23 protein-coding genes and 1 tRNA gene are annotated in these 24,493 nt (G+C 59.8%); 1 reads left to right on the top strand and 23 read right to left on the bottom strand.

Features of this window, described 5'->3' with window-relative positions; all coding sequences use genetic code 11:
- Positions 1–9: 9 nt before the first annotated feature.
- From rpsC to rpsL, 12 genes are all read right to left on the bottom strand, one after another.
- Complete coding sequence (rpsC, locus tag QN224_RS07110; protein ID WP_173512612.1) at positions 10–723, bottom strand: 30S ribosomal protein S3; 714 nt, start codon at positions 721–723, stop codon at positions 10–12.
- Complete coding sequence (rplV, locus tag QN224_RS07105) at positions 723–1,112, bottom strand: 50S ribosomal protein L22 (RefSeq protein ID WP_173512611.1); 390 nt, start codon at positions 1,110–1,112, stop codon at positions 723–725. The genes rpsC and rplV overlap by 1 nt, the downstream gene beginning before the upstream one ends.
- Before the next feature lie 2 nt (positions 1,113–1,114).
- Positions 1,115–1,393, bottom strand: coding sequence for a 30S ribosomal protein S19 (gene rpsS / locus QN224_RS07100; RefSeq protein WP_173512610.1), 279 nt, complete (start codon positions 1,391–1,393; stop codon positions 1,115–1,117).
- 15 nt (positions 1,394–1,408) lie between these two features.
- Positions 1,409–2,245: a 50S ribosomal protein L2 gene (rplB, locus tag QN224_RS07095; protein WP_173512609.1), complete on the bottom strand. Its 837-nt coding sequence runs from the start codon at positions 2,243–2,245 to the stop codon at positions 1,409–1,411.
- Positions 2,246–2,288: 43 nt separating this feature from the next.
- Positions 2,289–2,582: a 50S ribosomal protein L23 gene (locus QN224_RS07090; protein WP_066875657.1), complete on the bottom strand. Its 294-nt coding sequence runs from the start codon at positions 2,580–2,582 to the stop codon at positions 2,289–2,291.
- A complete protein-coding gene (gene rplD / locus QN224_RS07085) occupies positions 2,579–3,199 on the bottom strand; it encodes a 50S ribosomal protein L4 (RefSeq protein ID WP_136504351.1) in 621 nt (206 codons plus the stop codon). The genes QN224_RS07090 and rplD overlap by 4 nt, the downstream gene beginning before the upstream one ends.
- Before the next feature lie 12 nt (positions 3,200–3,211).
- Positions 3,212–3,898 (bottom strand): 50S ribosomal protein L3, encoded by a 687-nt coding sequence (rplC, locus tag QN224_RS07080; protein WP_173512607.1) that lies wholly within the window; start codon positions 3,896–3,898, stop codon positions 3,212–3,214.
- Positions 3,899–4,019: 121 nt separating this feature from the next.
- A complete protein-coding gene (gene rpsJ / locus QN224_RS07075; protein ID WP_003507767.1) occupies positions 4,020–4,328 on the bottom strand; it encodes a 30S ribosomal protein S10 in 309 nt (102 codons plus the stop codon).
- 145 nt (positions 4,329–4,473) lie between these two features.
- Entirely contained in the window at positions 4,474–5,649 is a 1,176-nt protein-coding gene (tuf, locus tag QN224_RS07070; protein WP_173512596.1) for an elongation factor Tu, read from the bottom strand.
- A 71-nt stretch (positions 5,650–5,720) separates the two neighbouring features.
- A complete protein-coding gene (fusA, locus tag QN224_RS07065; RefSeq protein ID WP_173512606.1) occupies positions 5,721–7,820 on the bottom strand; it encodes an elongation factor G in 2,100 nt (699 codons plus the stop codon).
- Positions 7,821–7,850: 30 nt separating this feature from the next.
- Entirely contained in the window at positions 7,851–8,321 is a 471-nt protein-coding gene (gene rpsG, locus QN224_RS07060) for a 30S ribosomal protein S7 (protein ID WP_153439690.1), read from the bottom strand.
- A 57-nt stretch (positions 8,322–8,378) separates the two neighbouring features.
- Positions 8,379–8,750: a 30S ribosomal protein S12 gene (rpsL, locus tag QN224_RS07055; protein WP_003507760.1), complete on the bottom strand. Its 372-nt coding sequence runs from the start codon at positions 8,748–8,750 to the stop codon at positions 8,379–8,381.
- A 573-nt stretch (positions 8,751–9,323) separates the two neighbouring features.
- Here rpsL and QN224_RS07050 point away from each other — a divergent pair.
- On the top strand, positions 9,324–9,620 hold the full coding sequence (locus QN224_RS07050) for a transcriptional regulator (protein ID WP_136504346.1): 297 nt from the start codon (positions 9,324–9,326) through the stop codon (positions 9,618–9,620).
- 117 nt (positions 9,621–9,737) lie between these two features.
- Here the strand turns inward: QN224_RS07050 and rpoC are convergent, their stop codons facing one another.
- From rpoC to QN224_RS06995, 11 genes are all read right to left on the bottom strand, one after another.
- Positions 9,738–13,943, bottom strand: coding sequence for a DNA-directed RNA polymerase subunit beta' (rpoC, locus tag QN224_RS07045; protein WP_283976051.1), 4,206 nt, complete (start codon positions 13,941–13,943; stop codon positions 9,738–9,740).
- 185 nt (positions 13,944–14,128) lie between these two features.
- Positions 14,129–18,271, bottom strand: a complete 4,143-nt coding sequence (gene rpoB / locus QN224_RS07040) for a DNA-directed RNA polymerase subunit beta (protein ID WP_283976050.1) — start codon at positions 18,269–18,271, stop codon at positions 14,129–14,131.
- A 265-nt stretch (positions 18,272–18,536) separates the two neighbouring features.
- A complete protein-coding gene (gene rplL, locus QN224_RS07035; protein ID WP_283976049.1) occupies positions 18,537–18,917 on the bottom strand; it encodes a 50S ribosomal protein L7/L12 in 381 nt (126 codons plus the stop codon).
- Positions 18,918–18,975: 58 nt separating this feature from the next.
- Entirely contained in the window at positions 18,976–19,494 is a 519-nt protein-coding gene (gene rplJ, locus QN224_RS07030; RefSeq protein ID WP_173512602.1) for a 50S ribosomal protein L10, read from the bottom strand.
- Between the two features lie 430 nt (positions 19,495–19,924).
- Positions 19,925–20,623 (bottom strand): 50S ribosomal protein L1, encoded by a 699-nt coding sequence (gene rplA, locus QN224_RS07025; protein ID WP_173512601.1) that lies wholly within the window; start codon positions 20,621–20,623, stop codon positions 19,925–19,927.
- A gap of 4 nt (positions 20,624–20,627) precedes the next feature.
- Complete coding sequence (rplK, locus tag QN224_RS07020) at positions 20,628–21,056, bottom strand: 50S ribosomal protein L11 (RefSeq protein ID WP_173512600.1); 429 nt, start codon at positions 21,054–21,056, stop codon at positions 20,628–20,630.
- A gap of 214 nt (positions 21,057–21,270) precedes the next feature.
- Positions 21,271–21,801: a transcription termination/antitermination protein NusG gene (gene nusG, locus QN224_RS07015; RefSeq protein WP_173512599.1), complete on the bottom strand. Its 531-nt coding sequence runs from the start codon at positions 21,799–21,801 to the stop codon at positions 21,271–21,273.
- A 16-nt stretch (positions 21,802–21,817) separates the two neighbouring features.
- Complete coding sequence (gene secE, locus QN224_RS07010; protein WP_136504339.1) at positions 21,818–22,018, bottom strand: preprotein translocase subunit SecE; 201 nt, start codon at positions 22,016–22,018, stop codon at positions 21,818–21,820.
- Positions 22,019–22,214: 196 nt separating this feature from the next.
- A tRNA-Trp gene (locus tag QN224_RS07005) sits at positions 22,215–22,290 on the bottom strand.
- Between the two features lie 155 nt (positions 22,291–22,445).
- Positions 22,446–23,339 carry an NAD(P)-dependent oxidoreductase gene (locus tag QN224_RS07000; protein ID WP_283976048.1) on the bottom strand — a complete coding sequence of 298 codons (894 nt, stop codon included), beginning with the start codon at positions 23,337–23,339 and terminating at the stop codon, positions 22,446–22,448.
- A 176-nt stretch (positions 23,340–23,515) separates the two neighbouring features.
- Positions 23,516–24,181: a hypothetical protein gene (locus QN224_RS06995; protein ID WP_283976047.1), complete on the bottom strand. Its 666-nt coding sequence runs from the start codon at positions 24,179–24,181 to the stop codon at positions 23,516–23,518.
- Between the last annotated feature and the right edge of the window lie 312 nt (positions 24,182–24,493).

Here is a 24,493-nt window from a genome sequence, read left to right as displayed (position 1 = left end):
GCGCGAATGTTACGCGTTTTCACGACGACGGTCCCTGCCGCCACCGCCTTGGTTGTCACTCTCGGTCGCGCGGCGCTCGGAGGCCATCGGATCGTGCTCGAGGATTTCACCCTTGAAGATCCAGACCTTGATACCGCAGATACCAAAAGCGGTTTCAGCTTCTGCCGTGCCGTAATCGATGTCGGCGCGCAGCGTGTGCAGCGGAACGCGGCCTTCACGATACCATTCGGTACGAGCGATTTCGGCACCGCCGAGGCGGCCGGCGCAGGTGATCTTGATGCCTTCGGCGCCAAGACGCATGGCCGACTGAACAGCACGCTTCATCGCACGGCGGAATGCTACGCGGCGCTCGAGCTGCTGAGCGATCGACTGGGCGACGAGGGTCGCGTCGACTTCCGGCTTGCGCACTTCGACGATGTTGAGGTGCGTTTCGGAATTGGTCATCTCGGAAAGCTTCTTGCGCAGCTTTTCGATGTCAGCGCCCTTCTTGCCGATGATCAGGCCCGGGCGTGCCGAGTGGATCGTCACACGGCACTTCTTGTGCGGGCGCTCGATCACGACCTTAGCGATACCGGCAGCCTTCAGCTCTTCCATCAGGTATGCACGGATCTTCAGGTCTTCGTGAAGAAGCTGACCGTATTCAGCGTTGTCCGCAAACCAACGGCTGTCCCAGGTCCGGTTGATGCCGAGACGGAAACCGATCGGATTAATCTTCTGGCCCATTATGCGGCCTCCCCTTTGGCTTCCACTTCACGAACAACGATCGTCAAGTGAGCGAACGGCTTTTCAATACGCGATGCACGGCCGCGACCACGAGCGTGGAAGCGCTTCATCACGATCGACTTGCCAACGAAAGCTTCCGCGACGATGAGCGAATCAACGTCGAGATCGTGGTTGTTCTCAGCGTTTGCGATTGCAGATTCAAGCGTCTTTTTGACGGTATCTGCTATGCGCTTGCGCGAGAACTCGAGTTCGGCCAGAGCGCGATCAACCTTCTTGCCACGGATCATCGCGGCTACCAGGTTGAGCTTCTGGGGGCTGACGCGGATCGTGCGCGCAACGGCCTGCGCCTCATTATCCTTCAGCCGGCGTTCGGCTTTTGCCTTGCCCATTGTTACTTCCTTTTCGCTTTCTTGTCCGCGCCATGACCATAGTAGGTCCGCGTCGGAGCGAATTCACCGAACTTGTGACCGACCATTTCCTCGGTCACGGAGACGGGAACATGCTTGTTGCCGTTGTAGACGCCGAAGGTCAGACCGACGAACTGCGGAAGGATCGTGGAGCGACGGCTCCACATCTTGATCACTTCGTTACGACCGCCGTCGCGAACCTTCTCAGCCTTCTTGAGAAGATAGCCGTCAACAAACGGACCTTTCCATACTGAACGAGCCACTTGAGACTTCCTCTCTTACTTCTTGCGCTGGTGACGCGAGCGCATGATGAACTTGTCGGTCGACTTGTTGGAGCGCGTGCGCTTGCCCTTCGTCGGCTTACCCCAAGGCGTAACCGGGTGACGACCGCCGGATGTGCGGCCTTCACCACCGCCGTGCGGGTGGTCAACCGGGTTCATGACGACACCGCGAACGTGCGGGCGCTTGCCGCGCCAGCGCGAACGACCAGCCTTACCGTCATTGATGTTGCCGTGATCGGGGTTCGATACAGCACCGATCGATGCAAGGCAAGAGCCATGCACCAGGCGCTGCTCGCCCGAGTTCAGGCGAAGGATCGCCATGCCCTGGTCGCGGCCGACGAGCTGCGCATAGGTGCCGGCGGAGCGAGCGATCTGGCCACCCTTGCCCGGCTTCATTTCCACATTGTGGATGATCGAGCCGACCGGGATGAACTGCAGCGGCATCGCGTTGCCCGGCTTGACGTCAACCGCCTTGTCCGAAGCAACGATCTTGTCGCCGGCAGCCAGGCGCTGCGGCGCCAGGATGTAGGCCTGTTCGCCGTCGGCATAGTTGACGAGCGCGATGAAGGCGGTGCGGTTCGGGTCGTATTCCAGACGCTCGACCGTGCCTTCGACGTCGAACTTGCGACGCTTGAAGTCGACCAGACGGTAGGACCGCTTGTGACCACCGCCCTGGAAGCGGACGGTGATGCGGCCCAGATTGTTGCGACCGCCCTTGGAGGACAGGCCCTCGGTCAACGCCTTGACCGGCTTGCCCTTGTAGAGGCCGGCGCGGTCAACGATGACCAGCTGACGCTGGCTCGGGGTCGTCGGATTGAAACTTTTCAATGCCATTTTCTTGTTCCCTTTTGGGTTTTTACCCTAATGGGCCTATCCGTTAGAGACCGGTCGAGACGTCGATGGACTGACCTTCGGCGAGCGTAACGATCGCCTTCTTCACGTCCTTCTGCTTCCCGGCAAAACCGCGGAAACGCTTCAGCTTACCCTTGCGGAGGAGCGTGTTCACGGCCGTGACCTTGACGCCGAACAGCGCTTCGACAGCAGCCTTGATCTCAGGCTTCGAAGCACCCTTGGCGACGTTGAAGACGACCTGGTTCTGTTCGGAAACCAGCGTCGACTTTTCAGTGATCGAGGGAGACACGATCACGTCGTAGTGGCGAAGATCCGTCATTTGAACCGCTCCTCCAGAGCTTCTACGGCAGCCTTGGAAAGCACGAGCTTGCCGCGGCGCAGAATGTCGTAAACGTTGATGCCCTGAACCGGCAGAACGTCCACGTTCGGGATGTTCTGGGCGGCGAGCTTGAAGTTGCTCTCGATTTCGGCGCCGCCGATGATCAGAGCATTGGTGAGGCCGAGCGACGCGAATACGCCGGCGAGAGCCTTCGTCTTTGCTTCCTTGGCAACAAGATCGTCGATGACGATGATCTCTTCGGCCTTCAGCTTGGCCGACAGCGCATGGCGCAGGCCGAGCGCACGGACCTTCTTCGGAAGGTCATGGGCGTGGCTGCGGACAACCGGGCCATGAGCCTTGCCGCCGCCGCGGAACTGCGGAGCACGAGCGGAGTGGTGGCGGGCGCGGCCCGTACCCTTCTGCTTGTACATCTTGGCGCCGGTGCGCGAAACTTCTGCGCGGCCCTTTGCCTTGTGCGTGCCCTGCTGCTTCTTGGCGAGCTGCCAGCGAACGACGCGGGCGATGATGTCTTCACGGGGTTCGAGGCCGAAAATGGCGTCAGAAAGGGAAACCTTTCCCGCGTCCTTGCCCTCGAGGGTTTTGACGGTGAGATCCATAATTCGGCTCCCTTACTTCGATGCTTCGGCGCGCACGCCGGCGGGGCGCGGAGCGCTTTCCGGAGTGCCTGACTTGATTGCGTCGCGAACGACGATCCAGGCACCCTTGGAGCCGGGGACTGCACCCTTGACCAGGATCAGGCCACGGTCTTCGTCCGTCGATACGACTTCCAGGTTCTGGGTGGTAACGCGGGTCTGACCCATGTGGCCGGCCATGCGCTTGCCCTTCCAAACACGGCCCGGATCCTGGTTGGAACCGGTAGAACCATGCGAGCGGTGCGATACGGAAACGCCGTGGGTGGCGCGCAGACCGCCGAAGTTGTGACGCTTGATGGCGCCGGCAAAGCCCTTACCAATCGTCGTCCCTGTCACGTCGACGAGCTGGCCCGCGACGAAGTGGCTGGCCGTCAGCTCGGAACCAATGTCGATCATGTTGTCCGCGGAAACGCGGAACTCGACGAGCTTTGCCTTCGGCTCAACGTTTGCAGCGGCAAAATGGCCGCGCATGGCCTTCGGCGTATTCTTGACCTTGGAACGGCCGGCACCCAGCTGAACTGCGGTATAACCGTTCTTCTCTTCCGTGCGGTGGGCCACTACCTGGCAGTTCTCCAGCCGCAATACTGTTACCGGGATATGCTCGCCGGCGTCGTTGTAGACGCGGGTCATTCCCACCTTCTGTGCAATCACACCTGAACGCATCGGTTCACGCCTCTTGTTTAGGGTTCCCGTCGGGCGCCTCTTGCACCTTCCGGTTTCCTGTTCCTGGAAGCCGTTGGATAACTCCACGTACCTTCCTTGTTATTTCGGCTTGCGCCGGACCTTAGAGCTTGATCTCGACGTCGACACCAGCGGCCAGATCGAGCTTCATCAGCGCATCAACCGTCTGCGGGGTCGGATCAACGATATCGAGAAGGCGCTTGTGCGTGCGCATCTCAAACTGTTCGCGGCTCTTCTTGTCGACGTGCGGCGACCGGTTGACCGTGAATTTTTCAATCCGGGTCGGAAGCGGCACGGGCCCGCGCACACTCGCACCGGTGCGCTTGGCCGTCGACACGATTTCGCGCGTGGAGGCATCGAGGATCCGGTGATCAAACGCCTTAAGGCGGATGCGGATATTCTGGCCGTTCATTCGACTTGTCCTTGCTCGTGTTTCCGGTATGCCTCTTACGGCACACACTTAAACTTCTGAATTCGTTACGCTCTGCCGCTTCTTTCAAAAATCGCAGGGACATGGGCGACCATGTCCCTGCCGAAACGGCAAAGCCGTTTTCTTATTACTCGATGATCGAGGCGACGATGCCTGCGCCGACGGTGCGGCCGCCTTCGCGGATGGCGAAGCGCAGCTTTTCTTCCATCGCGATCGGCACGATCAGCTCGACGTCAACCGTGACGTTGTCGCCCGGCATCACCATTTCCGTGCCTTCCGGCAGCGTCACGATGCCCGTCACGTCCGTCGTGCGGAAGTAGAACTGCGGACGGTAGTTGGTGAAGAACGGCGTATGACGGCCACCCTCTTCCTTCGTCAGGATGTAGGCTTCCGCCTTGAACTTCTTGTGCGGCTTGACCGAACCCGGCTTGCACAGGATCTGGCCACGCTCGACGCCGGTGCGGTCGACACCGCGCAGGAGCGCACCGATGTTGTCGCCGGCCTGGCCCTGGTCGAGCAGCTTGCGGAACATTTCAACGCCCGTGCAGGTCGTCTTCGTCGTCGGACGGATGCCGACGATCTCGACTTCCTCACCGACCTTGACGATGCCGCGCTCGACGCGACCGGTCACAACCGTACCGCGGCCCGAGATCGAGAACACGTCTTCGATCGGCATCAGGAACGGCAGGTCGATCGGACGCTCCGGCGTCGGGATGTAGGCGTCAACCGCTGCCATCAGCTCGCGGATCGCGTCTTCGCCGATCTTCTTGTCCGAATCTTCGAGTGCTGCAAGCGCCGAGCCCTTGACGATCGGAATGTCGTCGCCCGGGAATTCGTAGGACGACAGCAGTTCGCGCACTTCCAGCTCGACGAGTTCGAGCAGCTCGGCGTCGTCGACCTGGTCGACCTTGTTCAGGAACACGACGATTGCCGGAACGCCGACCTGGCGGGCGAGCAGGATGTGCTCGCGGGTCTGCGGCATCGGGCCATCGGCAGCCGAAACAACCAGGATCGCACCGTCCATCTGCGCCGCGCCGGTGATCATGTTCTTGACGTAGTCGGCGTGGCCGGGGCAGTCGACGTGCGCATAGTGACGGTTCGGCGTCTCATACTCGACGTGCGCCGTCGAAATGGTGATACCACGGGCCTTTTCTTCCGGCGCAGCGTCGATCTGGTCATACGCCTTGAACTCGCCGAAATACTTCGTGATCGCTGCCGTCAGCGACGTCTTGCCATGGTCAACGTGGCCAATCGTGCCAATGTTAACGTGCGGCTTGTTGCGCTCAAATTTGCTCTTTGCCATTTCCGGCTCTCCGTTTTCTGCCCCCTAGAGGGGAAATCTTTTCATTCTGTTTCAGCGCGAGGCTATTCCGGTCACTTCTGACCGGAATACTTCGCCTGGATTTCCTGCGCGACGTTCGACGGAACCGGCGCGTAGTGATCGAACAGCATCGTGTACTGAGCGCGGCCCTGCGACATGGAGCGCAGGTTGTCCACGTACTTGAACATGTTCGCGAGCGGCACGTGGGCATTGATCACCACGGCCACGCCGCGCGCTTCCTGGCCCTGGATCTGGCCACGGCGAGAGTTCAGGTCACCGATCACGTCACCGACGTAATCTTCCGGCGTGACGACCTCGACCTTCATGATCGGCTCGAGGAGCTGAGCACCGGCCTTCTTTGCTGCTTCACGGAAGCAGGCACGCGAGGCGATTTCGAACGCCAGGACCGACGAGTCGACGTCGTGGAAGGCACCGTCGATGAGCGTCGCCTTGACGCCCAGCATCGGGAAGCCAGCGAGCGGACCCGAGGACAGAACGCTTTCGATACCCTTCTGAACGCCCGGGATGTATTCCTTCGGAACAGCACCGCCGACGATCTTGGATTCGAACACGAAATCTTCGCCTTCCGGGTTCGGTTCGAAGACGATCTTGACGCGCGCGAACTGACCGGTACCACCGGACTGCTTCTTGTGCGTGTAGTCTTCTTCGTGCTGACGCGTGATGGTTTCACGGTAAGCAACCTGCGGAGCACCAACCGAAGCTTCGACCTTGAACTCGCGACGCATGCGGTCGACGATGATGTCGAGGTGAAGTTCGCCCATGCCGGCGATGATCGTCTGGCCGGATTCCTCGTCGGTCTTGACGCGGAAGGACGGATCTTCTGCTGCCAGGCGGTTGAGCGCGAGGCCCATCTTTTCCTGGTCGCCCTTGGTCTTCGGCTCGATCGCGATCTGGATGACCGGCTCGGGGAACTCCATGCGCTCGAGGATAACCGGCTTCAGCGGATCGCAGAGCGTGTCACCCGTGGTGGTTTCCTTGAGGCCGGCCAGAGCGACGATGTCGCCAGCGAAGGCTTCTTCGATGTCTTCACGGGAGTTCGAGTGCATCTGCAGCATGCGGCCGACGCGCTCACGCTTTTCCTTGACCGTGTTCATTACCGACGTGCCCTTTTCGAGCTTGCCGGAATAGATGCGGGCAAAGGTCAGCGAACCAACGAAGGGGTCGTTCATGATCTTGAACGCCAGCATCGAGAGCGGCTCGTTGTCGTCGGCCTTACGGGTGATTTCACCTTCGGTCTTGACGTCGATGCCCTTGATCGCCGGGATATCGACCGGGGACGGCAGGTAGTCGACGACGGCGTCGAGCAGCGGCTGAACACCCTTGTTCTTGAAGGCCGTGCCGCAGAACATCGGGTGGAACTTCACGTCGATCGTGCCGCGGCGAACCAGTTCACGGATCTTGTCGTTGTCCGGATAGGTACCTTCCAGGTAGGCTTCCATAGCCGCTTCGTCGATCTCGACAACGGTCTCGATCAGCTTTTCGCGGTATTCTTCGGCCTTTTCCTTCATGTCCGCCGGAATCTCGACGACGTCCCACTGGGCGCCGAGCGACTCATCGCGCCAGACGAGAGCGTTCATCTCGATCAGGTCGACAACGCCCTTGAATTCGCTTTCGGCGCCGATCGGGAGCTGCATGACGACGGCCGTTGCGCCGAGACGGGTCTTGATCATCTCCACAGAGCGGTAGAAGTCCGCGCCGGTCTTGTCCATCTTGTTGCAGAAGATCATGCGCGGAACATTATACTTCTCGGCCTGACGCCAGACGGTTTCGGTCTGCGGCTCAACACCAGCGTTAGCGTCGAGCAGCGCGATGGCGCCGTCGAGAACGCGCAGCGAACGCTCGACTTCAATGGTGAAGTCAACGTGGCCGGGGGTGTCGATGATGTTGAAGCGGCGCATCTTGCCGTCACGGCCCTTCCAGAAGGTCGTGGTGGCAGCAGACGTGATCGTGATGCCGCGTTCCTGCTCCTGCTCCATCCAGTCCATGGTTGCGGCGCCGTCGTGGACTTCGCCGATCTTGTGGGACTTGCCGGTGTAGTAAAGGATGCGCTCGGTCGTCGTCGTCTTGCCGGCGTCGATGTGCGCCATGATACCGAAATTTCGGTAATCTTCGATTTTATATTCGCGAGCCATGAGAGACTGCCTTTCAGGACCTGTTCCAGATTACCAACGGTAGTGCGAGAACGCACGGTTGGCATCAGCCATCTTGTGGGTGTCTTCGCGCTTCTTCACGGCGCTGCCACGGTTGTTCGCTGCATCCATGAGTTCGCCGCAGAGGCGATCGACCATGGTCGTTTCGTTGCGCTTGCGTGCGGCCGCAATCAGCCAGCGAATGGCGAGGGCCTGGCGACGCTCCGGACGGACATCGACCGGAACCTGATAGGTAGCACCACCGACGCGGCGCGAACGCACTTCGACGTGCGGAGCAATGTTGTCGAGCGCGGAATGGAACACGGCGATCGGCTCCTGCTTCAGCTTCGACTGGACCGCATCGAAAGCACCATAGACGATGCTTTCAGCAACGGACTTCTTGCCGTGCAGCATGATTGCGTTCATGAACTTCGTGACAACCAGATCACCGAACTTCGGATCCGGGTTGATCTCACGCTTTTCTGCTCTGTGACGTCGGGACATACTTCTCGTCTCTCAACTTTTAAAAACTTGACCAGCGAAATGGCGCCGGTTGCGATGTTATTTCGGACGCTTCGCGCCGTACTTGGAGCGGCGCTGCTTGCGGTTCTTCACACCCTGCGTATCGAGAACGCCACGGATGATGTGGTAACGAACACCGGGAAGGTCCTTTACGCGGCCGCCGCGGATCATGACCACGGAGTGCTCCTGCAGGTTGTGACCTTCGCCCGGAATGTAGCCGATAACTTCGAAGCCGTTCGTCAGGCGGATCTTTGCAACCTTACGCAGAGCCGAGTTCGGCTTCTTCGGGGTCGTCGTGTAGACGCGGGTGCAAACGCCGCGCTTCTGCGGGTTTTCCTGCAGAGCAGGAACCTTGTTGCGCTTTACCTGTGCCTGACGCGGCTTGCGGATCAGCTGGTTTACGGTAGGCATGTAACCATCCCTTGCAAAATCTTGTCTCGTTACCCTTTCGGGCGGATCGTTGCCGTCGCCGGCGGTCTCGAACGCCTATGAAATGCGCAAAAGGAGGGCCGATCCGCTTTTGCAGATGGCCCCACCAAAAGCAGAGGACGCACTATCTCGCGCGTCTTGCGTGCAGCATTTTTGTCTTCAGCGTGCGTTTCGAACCTTGTTTGAGGCGAACTCCAGAACGCGACGTTCCGAACCAGCCAGCCTCACATGGGCTCCGATGCGGCGGGGTGTACTGATTTCGGGGCCATCCGTCAAGGGCAATTAAGAAATATTCTGGCTTGCGCAGCCCTGCCATGCCTGGAAAACAAGGCTTTGGCGGCAGGTCGGTCCGGCGGCGGTCGCAAAGATTGCGCCTTAACGCCGGTATTGTCCTTCGCAATTAAGGAATCGGCAACTTCTTTCTGAATCTTTTCCACGATCATGCGTCGGCGATGCCGGTCGACTGATTCTCACGGCCGTTTCCTATTTCCCTATTTTTTTCGCGCGCTGTCGAAAAGCACGCTAAGATCGCGGCAAAACTCGAAAGGACATCCCATGCCCGTTACGCCGGACAACGACAACGTGCCAGACGAACCGCTGGTTTTCATCATCATCGGCAAGGCCTACGAAGCCGACGGCGACGACGAGGGTATCGACATCCATGTGATGCTGCGGGCGCCGGACGACGATACCGCCGTGCGCGAGGCACTCAATGCGCTCGCCGAAGAAGGCTTCCTCCAGGCGGATCTCGATCAGATCGGAACCTTGACGGATATCCCGGATGAAGAGCCGCACGCCTCTGCCTACCAGGGCGCACTGGAGGGTGAGGTAGCGATCATCCGCTTCGCATAACGGAACCGCGCGGCTCGTATTGCCTGCACAGCCGGAATGACAAAGCCGCCCGGATCGCTCCGGGCGGCTTCTTTACTCTCTGGGGGAGCGGGCGCTGGTCGCGCCCTCCCCTTGCGATCATTCGGCCGCGGCGTTCTCGTTCGCCATGTCGGCGAGCATCGGAGTCGCAGCATCCGCACCGGTGCCCTTGCGGCGCTCTTCGAGAATCATCTCGTCGCGCGCGGTTGCGATGCGGCGGATCTGCGTCATGGTACCGCCGGTACCGGCCGGGATGAGGCGGCCGACAATGACGTTTTCCTTGAGCCCCTGCAGACCGTCCATCTTGCCCGCCACGGCGGCCTCGGTCAGGACCTTGGTCGTTTCCTGGAACGAGGCGGCCGAGATGAAGGACGGCGTCTGCAGCGACGCCTTGGTGATGCCGAGCAGAACCGGATCGCCGAAGGCGGGCTTCTTGCCTTCCGCAATCAGCGCGTCGTTGACATCCTCGAGCTCGATGCGGTCGACGTTGTCGCCGACGATATAGGTCGAGTCACCGGCATCGGTGATTTCAACCTTCTGCAGCATCTGCCGAACGATGACTTCGATGTGCTTGTCGTTGATGACAACGCCCTGCAGACGATAGACTTCCTGGATTTCGTTCACGAGGTAGGAAGCAAGCGCTTCCACGCCCTTGATCGCCAGAATGTCATGCGGCGCCGGGTTGCCATCGAGGATGTAGTCGCCCTTCTCGATGTAGTCGCCATCCTGAAGATGGAAGGGCTTGCCCTTCGGGATCAGGTATTCGACCGGCTCGACACCGTCTTCCGCAGGCTCGATCAGCACGCGACGCTTGTTCTTGTAGTCGCGGCCGAAACGAACCGTACCATCGATCTCTGCAATGATGGCGTGATCCTTCGGACGACGAGCCTCGAACAGTTCGGCAACGCGCGGCAGACCACCGGTGATGTCCTTCGTCTTGGCGCTTTCGAGAGGCGAACGGGCGAGAACGTCACCCTGGCTCACCTTCTGCCCCGGCTCGACCGAGAGGATCGCATCAACCGACAGCATGAAGCGAGCTTCACCACCACGCGACAGCTTGGCGATGGCGCCGTTCTTGTCCTTGATGACGATCGCCGGCTTGAGGTCGGTGCCGCGCGGCGTCGAACGCCAGTCGATAACCTGGCGCTTGGTGATGCCGGTCGACTCGTCCGTAGCTTCCAGCACCGAGATGCCGTCGACCACGTCCTCGAAGTGAACGGTACCTTCCACTTCCGTCATCATCGGACGGGTGTAGGGGTCCCACTCGGCGAAGCGTTGGCCGCGCTTCACCTTGTCGCCATCGTCGACGAAGATCTTCGAACCATAGGCGACGCGCTGCGAAGACCGCTCAACGCCGCGTTCGTCCAGGATCTGGATCGCCATGTTGCGGCCCATGGCAACGAGTACGCCATCGGAGTTGCGCAGCATGTTGCGGTTCTTGATCTGAACCGTACCTTCGTAGGACGCTTCCAGGAACGACTGGTCGACCACGGTCGCGGTACCACCAAGGTGGAAGGTACGCATGGTCAACTGCGTGCCCGGCTCACCGATCGACTGTGCCGCGATGACGCCGACGGCCTCGCCCATGTTGACGGGCGTACCACGAGCCAGGTCGCGACCATAGCAGACGCCGCAGACGCCGGTCTGGATCTCGCAGGTCAGCGCCGAACGAATGCGGACCGACTGGATACCGGCCTTCTCGATCTCGACCACATCGGCTTCCAGGATCATCTTGCCGGCGTCGACGATACGCTCACCGGTGACCGGGTTGTCGATGTTGTCGAGCGCGGTACGACCAAGGATGCGCTGGCCGAGCGAAGCAACGACCTGACCGGCGTCAACGATCGCCGTCATGGTGAGGCCCTTGTCGGTGCCGCAATCCGTATGCGTGACGATACAGTCCTGCGCCACGTCGACGAGACGACGGGTCAGGTAACCGGAGTTCGCAGTCTTCAAGGCGGTATCCGCCAGACCCTTACGGGCACCGTGCGTCGAGTTGAAGTACTCGTTCACGGTCAGGCCTTCCTTGAAGTTCGAGATGATCGGCGTTTCGATGATCTCGCCCGACGGCTTGGCCATGAGGCCGCGCATACCGCCCAGCTGGCGCATCTGGTTCGGCGAACCGCGGGCGCCCGAGTGCGACATCATGTAGATCGAGTTCATCGGCTTCTGGCGCCCGTTGTCGTCGAACTCGACCGCCTTGATGCGCGCCATCATTTCTTCGGCGACCTTTTCGGTCGCCTTGCCCCAGGCGTCGACAACCTTGTTGTACTTCTCGCCCTGGGTAATGAGGCCGTCATTGTACTGCTGCTCGTATTCCTTCACGAGCGCTTCGGTATCGCCGACGATCTTCACCTTTGTATCCGGGATCACCATGTCGTCCTTGCCGAACGAAATGCCGGCGCGGCAGGCATGCGAGAAACCGAGCTGCATGATCCGGTCGCAGAAGATCACCGTGTCCTTCTGACCGCAGTGGCGGTAGACCGTGTCGATCATCTTCGAGATGTTCTTCTTGGTCATCTCCTGGTTGCAGATATCGAACGGAATATTCGGATTCTTCGGCAGGAGCTCGCCGATGATCATGCGGCCGGGCGTCGTTTCATAGATCTTCGAAACCGGGTTGCCCTCGGCATCGACGGTCTTGTAGCGGCCGCGGATCTTGGCATGCAGCGTTACGGCCTTGGTTTCCAGAGCATGGTGCAGTTCGCCCATGTCGGAGAAAGCCATGCCTTCGCCCGGCTCGTTCTGGTTCAAGATCGACAGGTAATAGAGGCCGAGAACCATGTCCTGCGACGGAACGATGATCGGCGCACCGTTTGCCGGATGCAGGATGTTGTTCGTCGACATCATCAGAACGCGTGCTTCAAGCTGAGCTTCGAGCGACAGCGGCACGTGAACGGCCATCTGGTCGCCGTCGAAGTCGGCGTTGAAGGCGGTGCAGACGAGCGGATGCAGCTGGATCGCCTTGCCTTCGACGAGAATCGGTTCGAAGGCCTGGATGCCCAACCGGTGCAGCGTCGGCGCGCGGTTCAGGAGAACCGGATGCTCGCGGATGACCTCGTCGAGGATATCCCAGACTTCCGGCTTTTCCTTTTCGACCAGCTTCTTGGCCTGCTTGACGGTCGAGGAGTAACCCTTGGCGTCGAGGCGGGCGTAGATGAACGGCTTGAAGAGTTCGAGCGCCATCTTCTTCGGCAGGCCGCACTGATGCAGCTTGAGTTCCGGACCGGTCACGATGACCGAGCGGCCGGAATAGTCGACGCGCTTGCCGAGCAGGTTCTGACGGAACCGGCCCTGCTTGCCCTTCAGCATATCGGAGAGCGACTTCAGCGGACGCTTGTTGGCGCCGGTGATGACGCGGCCGCGGCGACCGTTGTCGAACAGCGCATCGACGGATTCCTGCAGCATGCGCTTTTCGTTGCGGATGATGATGCCCGGCGCGCGCAGCTCGATCAGCCGCTTCAGACGGTTGTTACGGTTGATCACGCGGCGATAGAGATCGTTCAGGTCAGACGTCGCGAACCGGCCGCCGTCGAGCGGAACGAGCGGGCGCAGATCCGGCGGGATCACCGGAACGACCTTCATGATCATCCATTCCGGACGGTTGCCGGATTCCATGAAGTTCTCGACGATCTTCAGCCGCTTCATCAGCTTCTTCTGCTTCAGATCCGAGGTCGTCTCGGCCATTTCCGAGCGCAGATCGCCAGCGATCTTCTCGAGATTCATCGAAGCGAGCATCTCGTAGATCGCCTCGGCGCCGATCATCGCCGTGAACTGGTCTTCGCCGAACTCGTCAACGGCGAGCATGTATTCTTCTTCGCTGAGGAGTTGGTTCTCCTTGAGCGAAGTCAGGCCCGGTTCGGTGACGATGTAGTTTTCGAAATAGAGAACGCGCTCGATATCCTTTAGCGTCATGTCGAGCAGCGTGGCGATACGGCTCGGCAACGACTTCAGGAACCAGATATGGGCAACGGGCGCGGCGAGCTCGATGTGGCCCATGCGCTCGCGACGAACGCGCGACAACGTGACTTCGACGCCGCACTTTTCGCAGATGATGCCCTTGTACTTCATGCGCTTGTACTTGCCGCACAAGCATTCGTAATCCTTGATCGGACCGAAGATGCGGGCGCAGAACAGACCGTCACGTTCCGGCTTGAAGGTACGGTAGTTGATCGTCTCCGGTTTCTTGATCTCACCGTAAGACCAGGAAAGAATCTTCTCCGGCGAGGCGATCGAAATCCGTATGGAATCGAAAGTCTGTGCAGGCACCTGCGGATTGAAAAGATTCATGACCTCTTGGTTCATGCCTGTCTCCTTTGCGGGCATTACGCCCTGAGCTTGGCGGGGGTGCCGGCAAATCCCGGGCGCCGGCCCCTGCCCTATAAACAGCTAAAACCGCATCGGGTGCGGCCCTGTTCCTACCGCGGACAAGAAACTGCCCTGCGGCGGAAACGGTGCGTGCCGCGACGCGGCACGCACCTGATGTCGTCTTACTCTGCTGCGTCCGGCAGTTGCGCCGCGGCGCCGAGGTCGTCGACCTTCGAGTTTTCGAGCTCGACACTGAGGCCCAGCGAGCGCATTTCCTTGACGAGAACGTTGAAGCTCTCCGGAATGCCAGCCTCGAACGTGTCGTCGCCCCGGACGATCGCCTCGTAGACCTTGGTGCGGCCAGCAACGTCGTCCGACTTGACCGTCAGCATTTCCTGGAGCGTGTAGGCCGCGCCGTAAGCTTCCAGCGCCCAGACCTCCATTTCCCCGAAACGCTGACCGCCGAACTGCGCCTTGCCGCCCAGCGGCTGCTGGGTAACGAGCGAGTAAGGACCGATCGAACGGGCGTGGATCTTGTCGTCGACCAGGTGGTTGAGCTTCAGCATGTAGATGTAGCCCACGGTCACCTGACGGTCGAACGGTTCGCCGGTGCGGCCGTCGAAGAGGGTCGACTGACCGGTCACCTTGAGACCTGCCTTGTTCAGCATCTCGTTCACGTCGGCCTCGACGGCACCGTCGAAGACCGGCGTCGCGATCGAAACGCCACGGCGGGTCTGCTCGGCCAACCGAACCACCGACTCGTCGTCGTACTGCTTGATCGGCTCTCCCTTCGGACCGGATCCAATGACGTCGTCGATCGTTGCACGCAGCGGCTTGATGTCGCCGTTTTCGCGGTACGCATCGAGCATCGCGCCGATCTTCTTGCCCATGCCGGCGCAAGCCCAGCCGAGATGGGTTTCGAGGATCTGACCGACGTTCATGCGCGACGGCACGCCGAGCGGGTTCAGCACCACGTCGACATGGGTACCGTCCTCGAGGAACGGCATGTCTTCGATCGGCACGATGCGCGACACGACACCCTTGTTGCCGTGACGGCCGGCCATCTTGTCGCCCGGCTGGATCTTGCGCTTCACAGCGACGAAGACCTTGACCATCTTCATGACGCCCGGAGGCATTTCGTCGCCGCGCTGGACCTTCTCGACCTTGTCCATGAAGCGCTGTTCAAGGCGCGACTTTGATTCATCGTACTGACCGCGGAGCGCTTCGATCTCGCCCTGAGCCTTCTCGTCCTCGATGGCGAACATCCACCACTGCGAGCGCGGATATTCGCTGACGACGGCGTTCGAAAGCTCGGTGCCCTTCTTAAAGCCCTTCGGACCGGCAACCGCGACGTGACCGCGCAGCATATCGACCAGACGCGCATAGACGTTGCGATCGAGGATCGCCTGTTCGTCGTCGCGGTCCTTGGCGAGGCGTTCGATTTCCTCGCGCTCGATCGCCATCGCGCGCTCGTCCTTCTCCACCCCGTGGCGGTTGAAGACGCGCACTTCGACGACCGTACCGAACGTGCCCGGAGGCATGCGCATGGAGGTGTCACGGACATCCGACGCCTTTTCACCGAAGATCGCGCGCAGAAGCTTTTCTTCCGGCGTCATCGGGCTTTCGCCCTTCGGCGTGATCTTGCCGACGAGGATGTCGCCCGGCTGAACTTCGGCACCGATGTAGACGATACCGGCTTCGTCGAGGTTCTTCAGCGCTTCTTCCGAAACGTTCGGAATATCGCGGGTGATTTCTTCCGGACCAAGCTTGGTATCGCGCGCCATCACTTCGAATTCTTCGATGTGGATGGAGGTGAACACGTCGTCGCGCACGATCCGTTCGGAAAGCAGGATCGAGTCTTCGTAGTTGTAGCCGTTCCAGGGCATGAACGCGACGAGCGCGTTGCGGCCGAGAGCCAGATCGCCGAGGTCGGTCGAAGGACCGTCCGCGATGATGTCGCCCTTGTTCAGAACGTCACCGACAGTGACCAGCGGGCGCTGGTTGACGCAGGTGTTCTGGTTCGAACGCTGGAACTTCTGCAGGCGATAGATATCGACGCCGGACTTCGAAGGATCGAGGTCTTCCGTGGCGCGGATAACGATACGCGTCGCATCGACCTGGTCGACGACACCGCCACGGCGGGCAGCGATCGCAGCACCGGAGTCGCGGGCGACGACCGGCTCCATGCCAGTGCCTACGAACGGGGCTTCCGCACGCAGCAGCGGCACGGCCTGGCGCTGCATGTTCGAGCCCATCAGCGCGCGGTTGGCGTCGTCATTCTCGAGGAACGGAATGAGCGCCGCGGCGACGGAGACAAGCTGCTTCGGCGAAACGTCCATCAGGTTGATGTTGTCGCGCGGCGCCAGCATGACTTCGCCGGAGTGACGGCAAACGACGAATTCCTCTGCAAAGGAGCCGTCGTCGTTCAGTACCGAGTTCGCCTGCGCGACGTGGTACTTCGCTTCTTCCATCGCCGACAGATAGACGACGTCGTTCGTGACCTTGCCGTCGACGATCTTGCGATACGGGCTCTCGATGAAGCCGTACTTGTTGACGCGGGCGAAGGTTGCGAGCGAGTTGATCAGACCGATGTTCGGACCTTCTGGCGTCTCGATCGGGCAGATACGGCCGTAGTGGGTCGGATGAACGTCGCGGACTTCGAAGCCCGCACGCTCGCGGGTCAGACCACCCGGGCCAAGAGCCGAAAGACGGCGCTTGTGGGTGATTTCCGAAAGCGGGTTTACCTGGTCCATGAACTGCGACAGCTGCGAGGAACCGAAGAACTCGCGAACGGCGGCCGCGGCCGGCTTCGCATTGATCAGATCCTGCGGCATGACCGTGTCGATTTCGATCGAGGACATGCGTTCCTTGATCGCGCGCTCCATGCGCAGGAGACCGAGGCGATACTGGTTCTCCATGAGCTCGCCGACCGAGCGAACACGGCGGTTGCCGAGGTTGTCGATGTCGTCGATCTCACCCTTGCCGTCACGCAGCTCGACGAGCATCTTGACGACAGCAAGAATATCTTCCTTGCGGAGCGTGCGAACCGTGTCCGGAACGTCAAGGTCGAGACGCATGTTCATCTTCACGCGGCCGACAGCCGAGAGATCGTAGCGCTCGGCGTCGAAGAACAGCGTGTTGAACATGGCTTCGGCAGAATCCATGGTCGGCGGTTCGCCCGGGCGCATGACACGATAGATGTCGAACAGCGCATCCTGGCGGTTTTCGTTCTTGTCGGCGGAAAGCGTGTTGCGGATATAGGCGCCGACATTGATGTGGTCGATGTCGAGAACCGGGATCTCTTCGAAGCCAGCCGAGAGGATGACGGGAAGCGTCTTCTCGTCGATCTCGTCGCCGGCTTCCAGGTAGATCTCACCGGTTCCGTAGTTGACGACGTCTTCGGCAAGGTAATTGCCGTAGAGATCGTCGTCGGTCGCCTTGAGCGCCTTCAGGCCCTTGTCCTGCAACTGACGCAGCAGACGCGGGGTGAGCTTCTTGCCGGCTTCGACAACGACTTCACCGGTATCGGCGTCGACCATGTCGGTGATCGCCTTCTGGCCCTTCAGCGCATCCGGCTGGAACGGCACGCGCCAGCCTTCGCCGTCGCGCTGGTAGAGCGACTTCGTGTAGAAGGTGTCGAGGATCTCTTCACCGTCCATGCCGAGCGCCATCAACAGCGACGTCACCGGAATCTTGCGGCGACGGTCGATGCGGGCGTGCACGATGTCCTTGGCGTCGAATTCGATGTCGAGCCATGAACCGCGATACGGAATGACCCGCGCTGCGAAGAGCAGCTTGCCGGACGAGTGGCTCTTGCCCTTGTCGTGATCGAAGAACACGCCTGGGGAGCGGTGCATCTGCGAGACGATGACGCGCTCGGTGCCGTTGACGATGAAGGTACCGTTGTCCGTCATGAGCGGCATGTCGCCCATGTAGACGTTCTGTTCCTTGATGTCCTTGATCGACTTTGCGCCCGTGTCTTCGTCAATATCGAACACGATCAGGCGCAGCGTCACCTTCAGCGGCGCCGCATAGGTGAGGTCACGCTGGCGGCATTCTTCGACGTCGAACTTCGGCGGCTCGAATTCGTAGGACACGAACTCGAGCATGGAAGCGCCCGAGAAATCCTTTATCGGAAATACCGACTTGAAAACGGCTTGAAGGCCCTCATCAGGGCGTCCACCCTTGGGCTCTTCAACCATAAGAAATTGGTCGTAGGACGCCTTCTGAACCTCGATGAGGTTCGGCATCTCAGCGACTTCGGGAATTTTTCCAAAAAACTTGCGTACGCGCCTGCGACCGTTAAACGAAAGGGTCTGAGCCATCGTCGCTCCTTGTCAATCTTGCATCCGGGCCTGCAACGGACGGGAACCGATGGCCAGTCGACCCCGTCAATCAATGGGTAGTTCAATCTCGTCCAACTTCCGGAAAACGCCCAGCGCGGATTGCTGTGCTGTCCTCCGTTCGAGACCATCCTCTTGAAGAACCCATTACCCAAAAGCCGTTTTCGACAGGCTTTTGGGTAATATGTTCTAAAAACGGTCAAAGAGAGGCGGCCAAACGGCCACCCCTCCTTTGCATTTCGTCGAATTACTTGACGTCAACCTTGGCGCCAGCGTCTTCGAGCTTCTTCTTGAGGTCCGCAGCTTCAGCCTTGGAAACGCCTTCCTTGACCGGCTTCGGAGCGCCTTCGACCAGGTCCTTGGCTTCCTTGAGGCCGAGGCCGGTGATGGCGCGGACTTCCTTGATGACGTTGATCTTGTTGGCGCCGGCGTCCGTCAGGACGACGTCGAACTCGGTCTTCTCTTCTTCAGCCGGGGCAGTAGCGCCAGCAGCGCCGCCAGCGGCAGCAACTGCTACCGGAGCAGCAGCAGAAACGCCCCACTTTTCTTCGAGAAGCTTCGAAAGTTCTGCAGCTTCCAGAACGGTCAGCGAGGAGAGGTCTTCAACGATCTTTGCGAGATCAGCCATTTTACTTTTCCTTTTGTTCGGTTCGAACTGGTTCTAAATACAACAGCGAAATTCCGCCTCAGGCGGCTTCGTCCTTCTTGGCGTAGGCCGAGAACACGCGAGCAAGCTGACTTGCCGGTGCTGCGACAACCGTCGCGACGCGGGTTGCCGGGGCATTGAGAAGGCCCAGCAGCTTCGCGCGCAGCTCGTCGAGCGAAGGCAGGGTCGCAAGCGACTTGACACCTTCGGCGTTGAGCGTGGTTGTCCCCATGGCGCCGCCGAGCACAACGAGCTTATCGTTGGTCTTGGCGAAATCCACGACGACCTTCGGAGCCGTTACAGGGTCAGTGCTGTATGCAATCAGCGTCTGCCCCTTGAAGAGATCGGTCATCCCTTCAGACTCCGTGCCCTGAAGAGCGATCTTGGCCAGGCGGTTTTTCGCGACTCTGACGGTGCCGCCAGCAGCGCGCATCTTCGAACGGAAGTCGTTCATCTGCGCAACTGTGACACCAGCATAGTGGGCCACGACAACCGAACCGGAAGCCTTGAAGACTTCGTTCAGCTCCGTGACGAATTCGCGTTTTTCCGCTCTTTCCACTGTCTGTCTCCAGTTGACAGGGTTGCTTCACGCAGCCCTGCCGGGTTTGCCTTTGTCACCCGGGATCATGCTCGATCCCAAGCAACGCTTAAGGATCCTGTCCCTTGGCGTTCCCGGAAGAGCCGGGTCTGACACAAGGCAAGCGAGGTTCGAACCGAATTTCGACGCCGAAGGCGTTGTTCAAAATTCAGATCTTACCCGTCTCATGCGGGCAATGGTGATTAAGGTAAAACCACCCGCAATCTCGGACAGGAGTTCCGGACCTTAGGTCCGGATTTCCGGCCCCGAAAGGCCGGAAATTCAGTTTCGGGGCCGAAGCCCCTGCATGTTTCCTTAAATCGGATCCGATCTATGGACAAAACATGCAGCAATTCAAAGCGCTATAGCGATCTTTGTGCGTCTATACTGACGCACGGCGCTATAGAATTTGTCAGGCGACGCTCAGCGTTGCCGGATCGATCTTGAGGCCCGGACCCATGGTCGAGGAGATCGCTACGCGCTTGACGTAGTTGCCCTTGGCGCCAGCCGGCTTTGCCTTGATCACGGCATCAGCGAAGGCGCGGATGTTCTCTTCCAGCGCCTTGGCATCGAAGGACGCCTTGCCGACGCCGGCGTGAACGATACCGGCCTTTTCGACGCGGAACTCGACCGCACCACCCTTGGAGGCCTTGACGGCAGCGGCTACGTCCATGGTGACCGTGCCGACCTTCGGGTTCGGCATCATGCCACGCGGGCCGAGAACCTTACCGAGACGGCCGACGAGCGGCATCATGTCCGGGGTCGCGATGCAGCGATCGAAGTCGATCTTGCCGCCCTGGACAATTTCGACGAGATCTTCGGCGCCAACGACGTCAGCACCGGCGGCCTTGGCTTCGTCAGCCTTCGCGCCGCGCGCGAAAACGGCAACGCGAACCGAGCGGCCGGTGCCGTTCGGCAGGTTGACAACGCCGCGGACCATCTGGTCGGCGTGGCGCGGATCGACGCCGAGGTTCATGGCGACTTCGATGGTTTCATCGAACTTTGCCGTCGCACGCTCCTTGACCAGCGTTACGGCCTCACCGAGGCCGTAGGTCTTCGCCGGATCAATGCCCTCGCGGGACTTCTGTACACGCTTTGCAATCTTCGCCATGGTCTTAGCCCGTCACTTCCAGGCCCATGGAGCGGGCAGAGCCCTCGACCATTGCCATTGCGCCTTCGATATCGGCCGCGTTGAGGTCCTTCATCTTGGCCTCTGCGATCGTACGGATCTGAGCCTTGGAGATCGAGCCGGCCCTGGCCTTGCCCGGGGTCTTCGAGCCCGACTGGATCTTTGCTTCACGCTTCAGGAAGTAGCTGACCGGCGGCTGCTTCATGACAAAGGTGAAGGACTTGTCCTGGTAATAGGTGATGACGACCGGAATCGGCATACCCTTTTCCATTTCCTGCGTAGCGGCATTGAACGCCTTGCAGAATTCCATGATGTTAATGCCACGCTGACCAAGCGCAGGACCGATCGGCGGCGACGGATTCGCCGAGCCGGCCTTCACCTGCAGCTTGAGCTGGCCTGCAACTTTCTTAGCCATTTCTCTCTGCCTCTGAATGCCTCTTCACGATCAAACCGGAAGAGGAACTGTTGAGCCGGTCGCCCGGCCATTTACCGGTCTCTCGACCGGCGGCTGCGGTTGCGTGGTGCGGACAATCCGACCCGGCTAAGACCGGACACCTCCCACGCGCATGCGGATCACTCCGCCGGAACAGGCCAGTCGGCCCGCCCATCCCTTTTTAAACCTATGGTTTTCAGACCTTTTCGACCTGGCCATATTCCAGCTCGACGGGGGTCGCGCGACCAAAGATCGAAACCTCGACCTTCAAGCGCGACCGCTCCTCATCGACATCCTGGACGATGCCGTTGAAGGATGCGAACGGACCATCCGATACCCGGACCTGCTCGCCGATCTCGAAAGAAACCGACGGCTTCGGACGATCGACACCGTCCTGGACCTGACCAAGGATCCGCTCTGCCTCATGATCCGGAATCGGAACGGGCTTGCTGTCGGTCCCGAGGAAACCCGTGACCTTCGGCGTATTCTTGATGAGGTGATAGGCCTCATCGGTCAGATTGGCGCGAACAAGCACGTAGCCCGGAAAAAACTTGCGCTCCGCGTCGACCTTGCGGCCGCGGCGGATCTCGACGACCTTTTCCGTCGGAACGAGAATCTTTTCGAAAAGGTGATCCAGACCTTTCTGCTTGGCCTTTTCCTCGATCGACTCGGCGACCTTCTTTTCGAAATTCGAATAGGCGTGAACGATATACCAGCGCGCAGCCATGCTACTCTCCACCCAATCAAGCGCCAACGTTGAGGACGAGGCTCATCAGCCAGCCCATCAACTGGTCCGCACCAAAGAAAAAGGCGGCGGCAAAAGAGACCATGACAAAGACCATCAGCGTCGAGATCATCGTCTCGCGCCGTGAAGGCCAAGTCACTTTTGACGTTTCGGAGCGAACTTGCTGCAGAAACGTGAACGGATTCGTTTTGGATGCCATAAAATGCTCACGCCATTACGGCGCGTAAAGCCGATGATTCAGCCCCACGCACCGCGTGTCTGTTTGGACCCTACATAAAGACCGATTCCGAAAACCACAAGAGCCAATCAGTCTTTTTGTGAATATAAAAAGACGGCCGCGCCGCCCTACCCTTTTTTCATTCTGGCCGAATTCGATGAGGCAAGAATGACGAAACTGGCAGGGGCAGAGGGGCTCGAACCCCCGACCTGCGGTTTTGGAGACCGCCGCTCTACCAACTGAGCTATACCCCTAGACCGAAACGCCGACCGGCCAAATGGCCCGCACGCGTCTCAGGTCAGCGGCTTCATATTCAGTTTGCCGGACGCTTTCAAGCGCATTTGCGGCAAAAGGGAAAAAAGTTCGAAGAAAATTTCGCGGCCGCAACGCTGCAAGCGGTCGCGGCGCTTCAATTCTCCAACTGGACGTATTTCCGCCAGTCATGTTCCTCCTTGAACCCGAGAACCTCGCGAATCTTCCTGTTCGAGAGAAGACCTTCGAACTCGCCGATCTCTCTTTTGAAGGGAACATCAGGATAAAACCGCCTGGCAAGTTCACGCGAAGGCGTGTTGGCCGAGACCGTGTCGTTCGCGGCGTTGAATATCGTAAAGCCGAGGCCGTCCTTCTCTATGCAGAGCTTGACGATCTGGCCGAGATCGCGCGCATCGATGTAGCTCCAGGCAATCCTTTTGCGGATTTCGGGATTGGCGAAATAATGCGGGAAATTCGCATATTCATGCGGCTCGATCACGTTGCCGATGCGCAATGCATAGATGTCGAACCCCGAGCGCTCGGCAAAGGCGCGCGCCGTCTTCTCGTTCACCACCTTGGAGAGACCGTAGGAGTCCATCGGATTGACGTCGTAGTCCTCCTCCAGCGGGAATTGGTGGAAATCGCGATGACCCTCCGCAAAGCAGACGCCGTAGGTCGTCTCGCTGGAAGCAACGATGATCTTGCGGATACCGAGCTTCACCGCCGCCTCGATCACGTTGTAAGTGCCCATGACATTGACCCGGAAGGTCTCGTTATCCGGCTTGATGAGAATGCGCGGAATGGCGGCAAAGTGCACGACAGCATCGAAGGACTGCTGCCCCCGATCGAGATCGGGAAAGTCCCGATGCATCGAGAGCGCATTGAACATCTGGCCACTATCGGTGATGTCGGCGATGAGGTTCGTGACGCCAGGGCTTTCGAGCGGAGCGAGGTCGACATTGTGCACCTCGTAACCCGCCTCAACAAGATAAGGTACGGCATGCCGCCCGGCCTTGCCTGCTCCGCCGGTAAAAAGAATACGCTTTTTCATGACGCCTCCCCTGCTGCAGGTTTCCTTAAATCCGAGCCAAATTAAGGAAACATGCAGCAATTCAAAGTGCTGCAGCGACCTGCACATGTCAAAAGATGCACGGCCTGCAGAAAGCGAAGCAATAGTTAGCCGCTTTGTTCTTTTGCACAAGATGCGCCCACGCCGCATCCCGCTCATCACCATCGCAGGCTGTAGCGGATATCGAACACGCTGCGGGGCGCCAACAACGGGTCGGCGACTGCGGCCCCGAGCTGTAAATTGCCGAACTTCTGCTCGAAGCCAATGCGGCTCAAGCCGCTGATGCCGTCGCTCGAAAGCTCACCCTGCGCGACAAGTGACGTCCGGGTCGCTGGAGATGCGAGCCGGGCTGATTGCGTCAGCCTCGGCTTGGCGCAACTATTCTCATAGGCGTTGCACTGAAGGGCGATGCTGCGGTGGACCTCCGCATCGAGTGCCGGCGTCACAATCCATGTTCGTGCGGTACCGGCGCCCACATTGCTGGTGCCGGTCAAGGCGTTGAAGTCCATGTTGAATAGCGAGGAGCGCGTGGTCGCCCGTCCCTTGCTCTTGCGCGAAAGCGACCCCCAGAGGCGTACGGGGGCGGTGGGCGGCTTGATCTTCCCCGACGACTCCGCGCCCATCGAGAATTCCGCCCCGGCGGTTGTATCCCATTGCCCCGGGAAACGCATGCCGAGCCGAAGCCTGTAGGCGTTGGCTCCGGTCTTTGCAGGTGCCCAGATAAGCGGGCCGTCGTCGGCGGCCGATGCCGATTGCCGAAAAGGCCCGACACAAACAAAAGCTATGCCAATCGCGGCGAGGCGCGTAGCGATACTTCTTTTCATTTGGGATTCCGATCCTCGGTCGCAACCGTTGCCGTTCCGGCAAAATCGTCAGGCTCGGAAAATAGCACAGATCGGAGGCGATGACCTTATGTTAATCGGCCGCAACGCACCGAACTGCGTGGGGACTGTTGCAAACATCACACGCGAACAATTTCGGAATGACACCCGCCTCCCACTGCATATTTCCTTGAATCGGAGCCGATTTTGGACCCGAAACATGCAGCAATTCAAAGTGCTACAGCGACTTCGTGCATCTGGAAAACGCAGACCCTGCACATTGCAACGAAAAAGCCCCGCAGTTGCCTGCGGGGC

Source organism: Sinorhizobium sp. 7-81 (assembly GCF_030124405.1).
Taxonomy (GTDB): Bacteria; Pseudomonadota; Alphaproteobacteria; order Rhizobiales; family Rhizobiaceae; genus Sinorhizobium; species Sinorhizobium psoraleae.
This window is presented reverse-complemented; position numbering and strand designations above follow the sequence as displayed.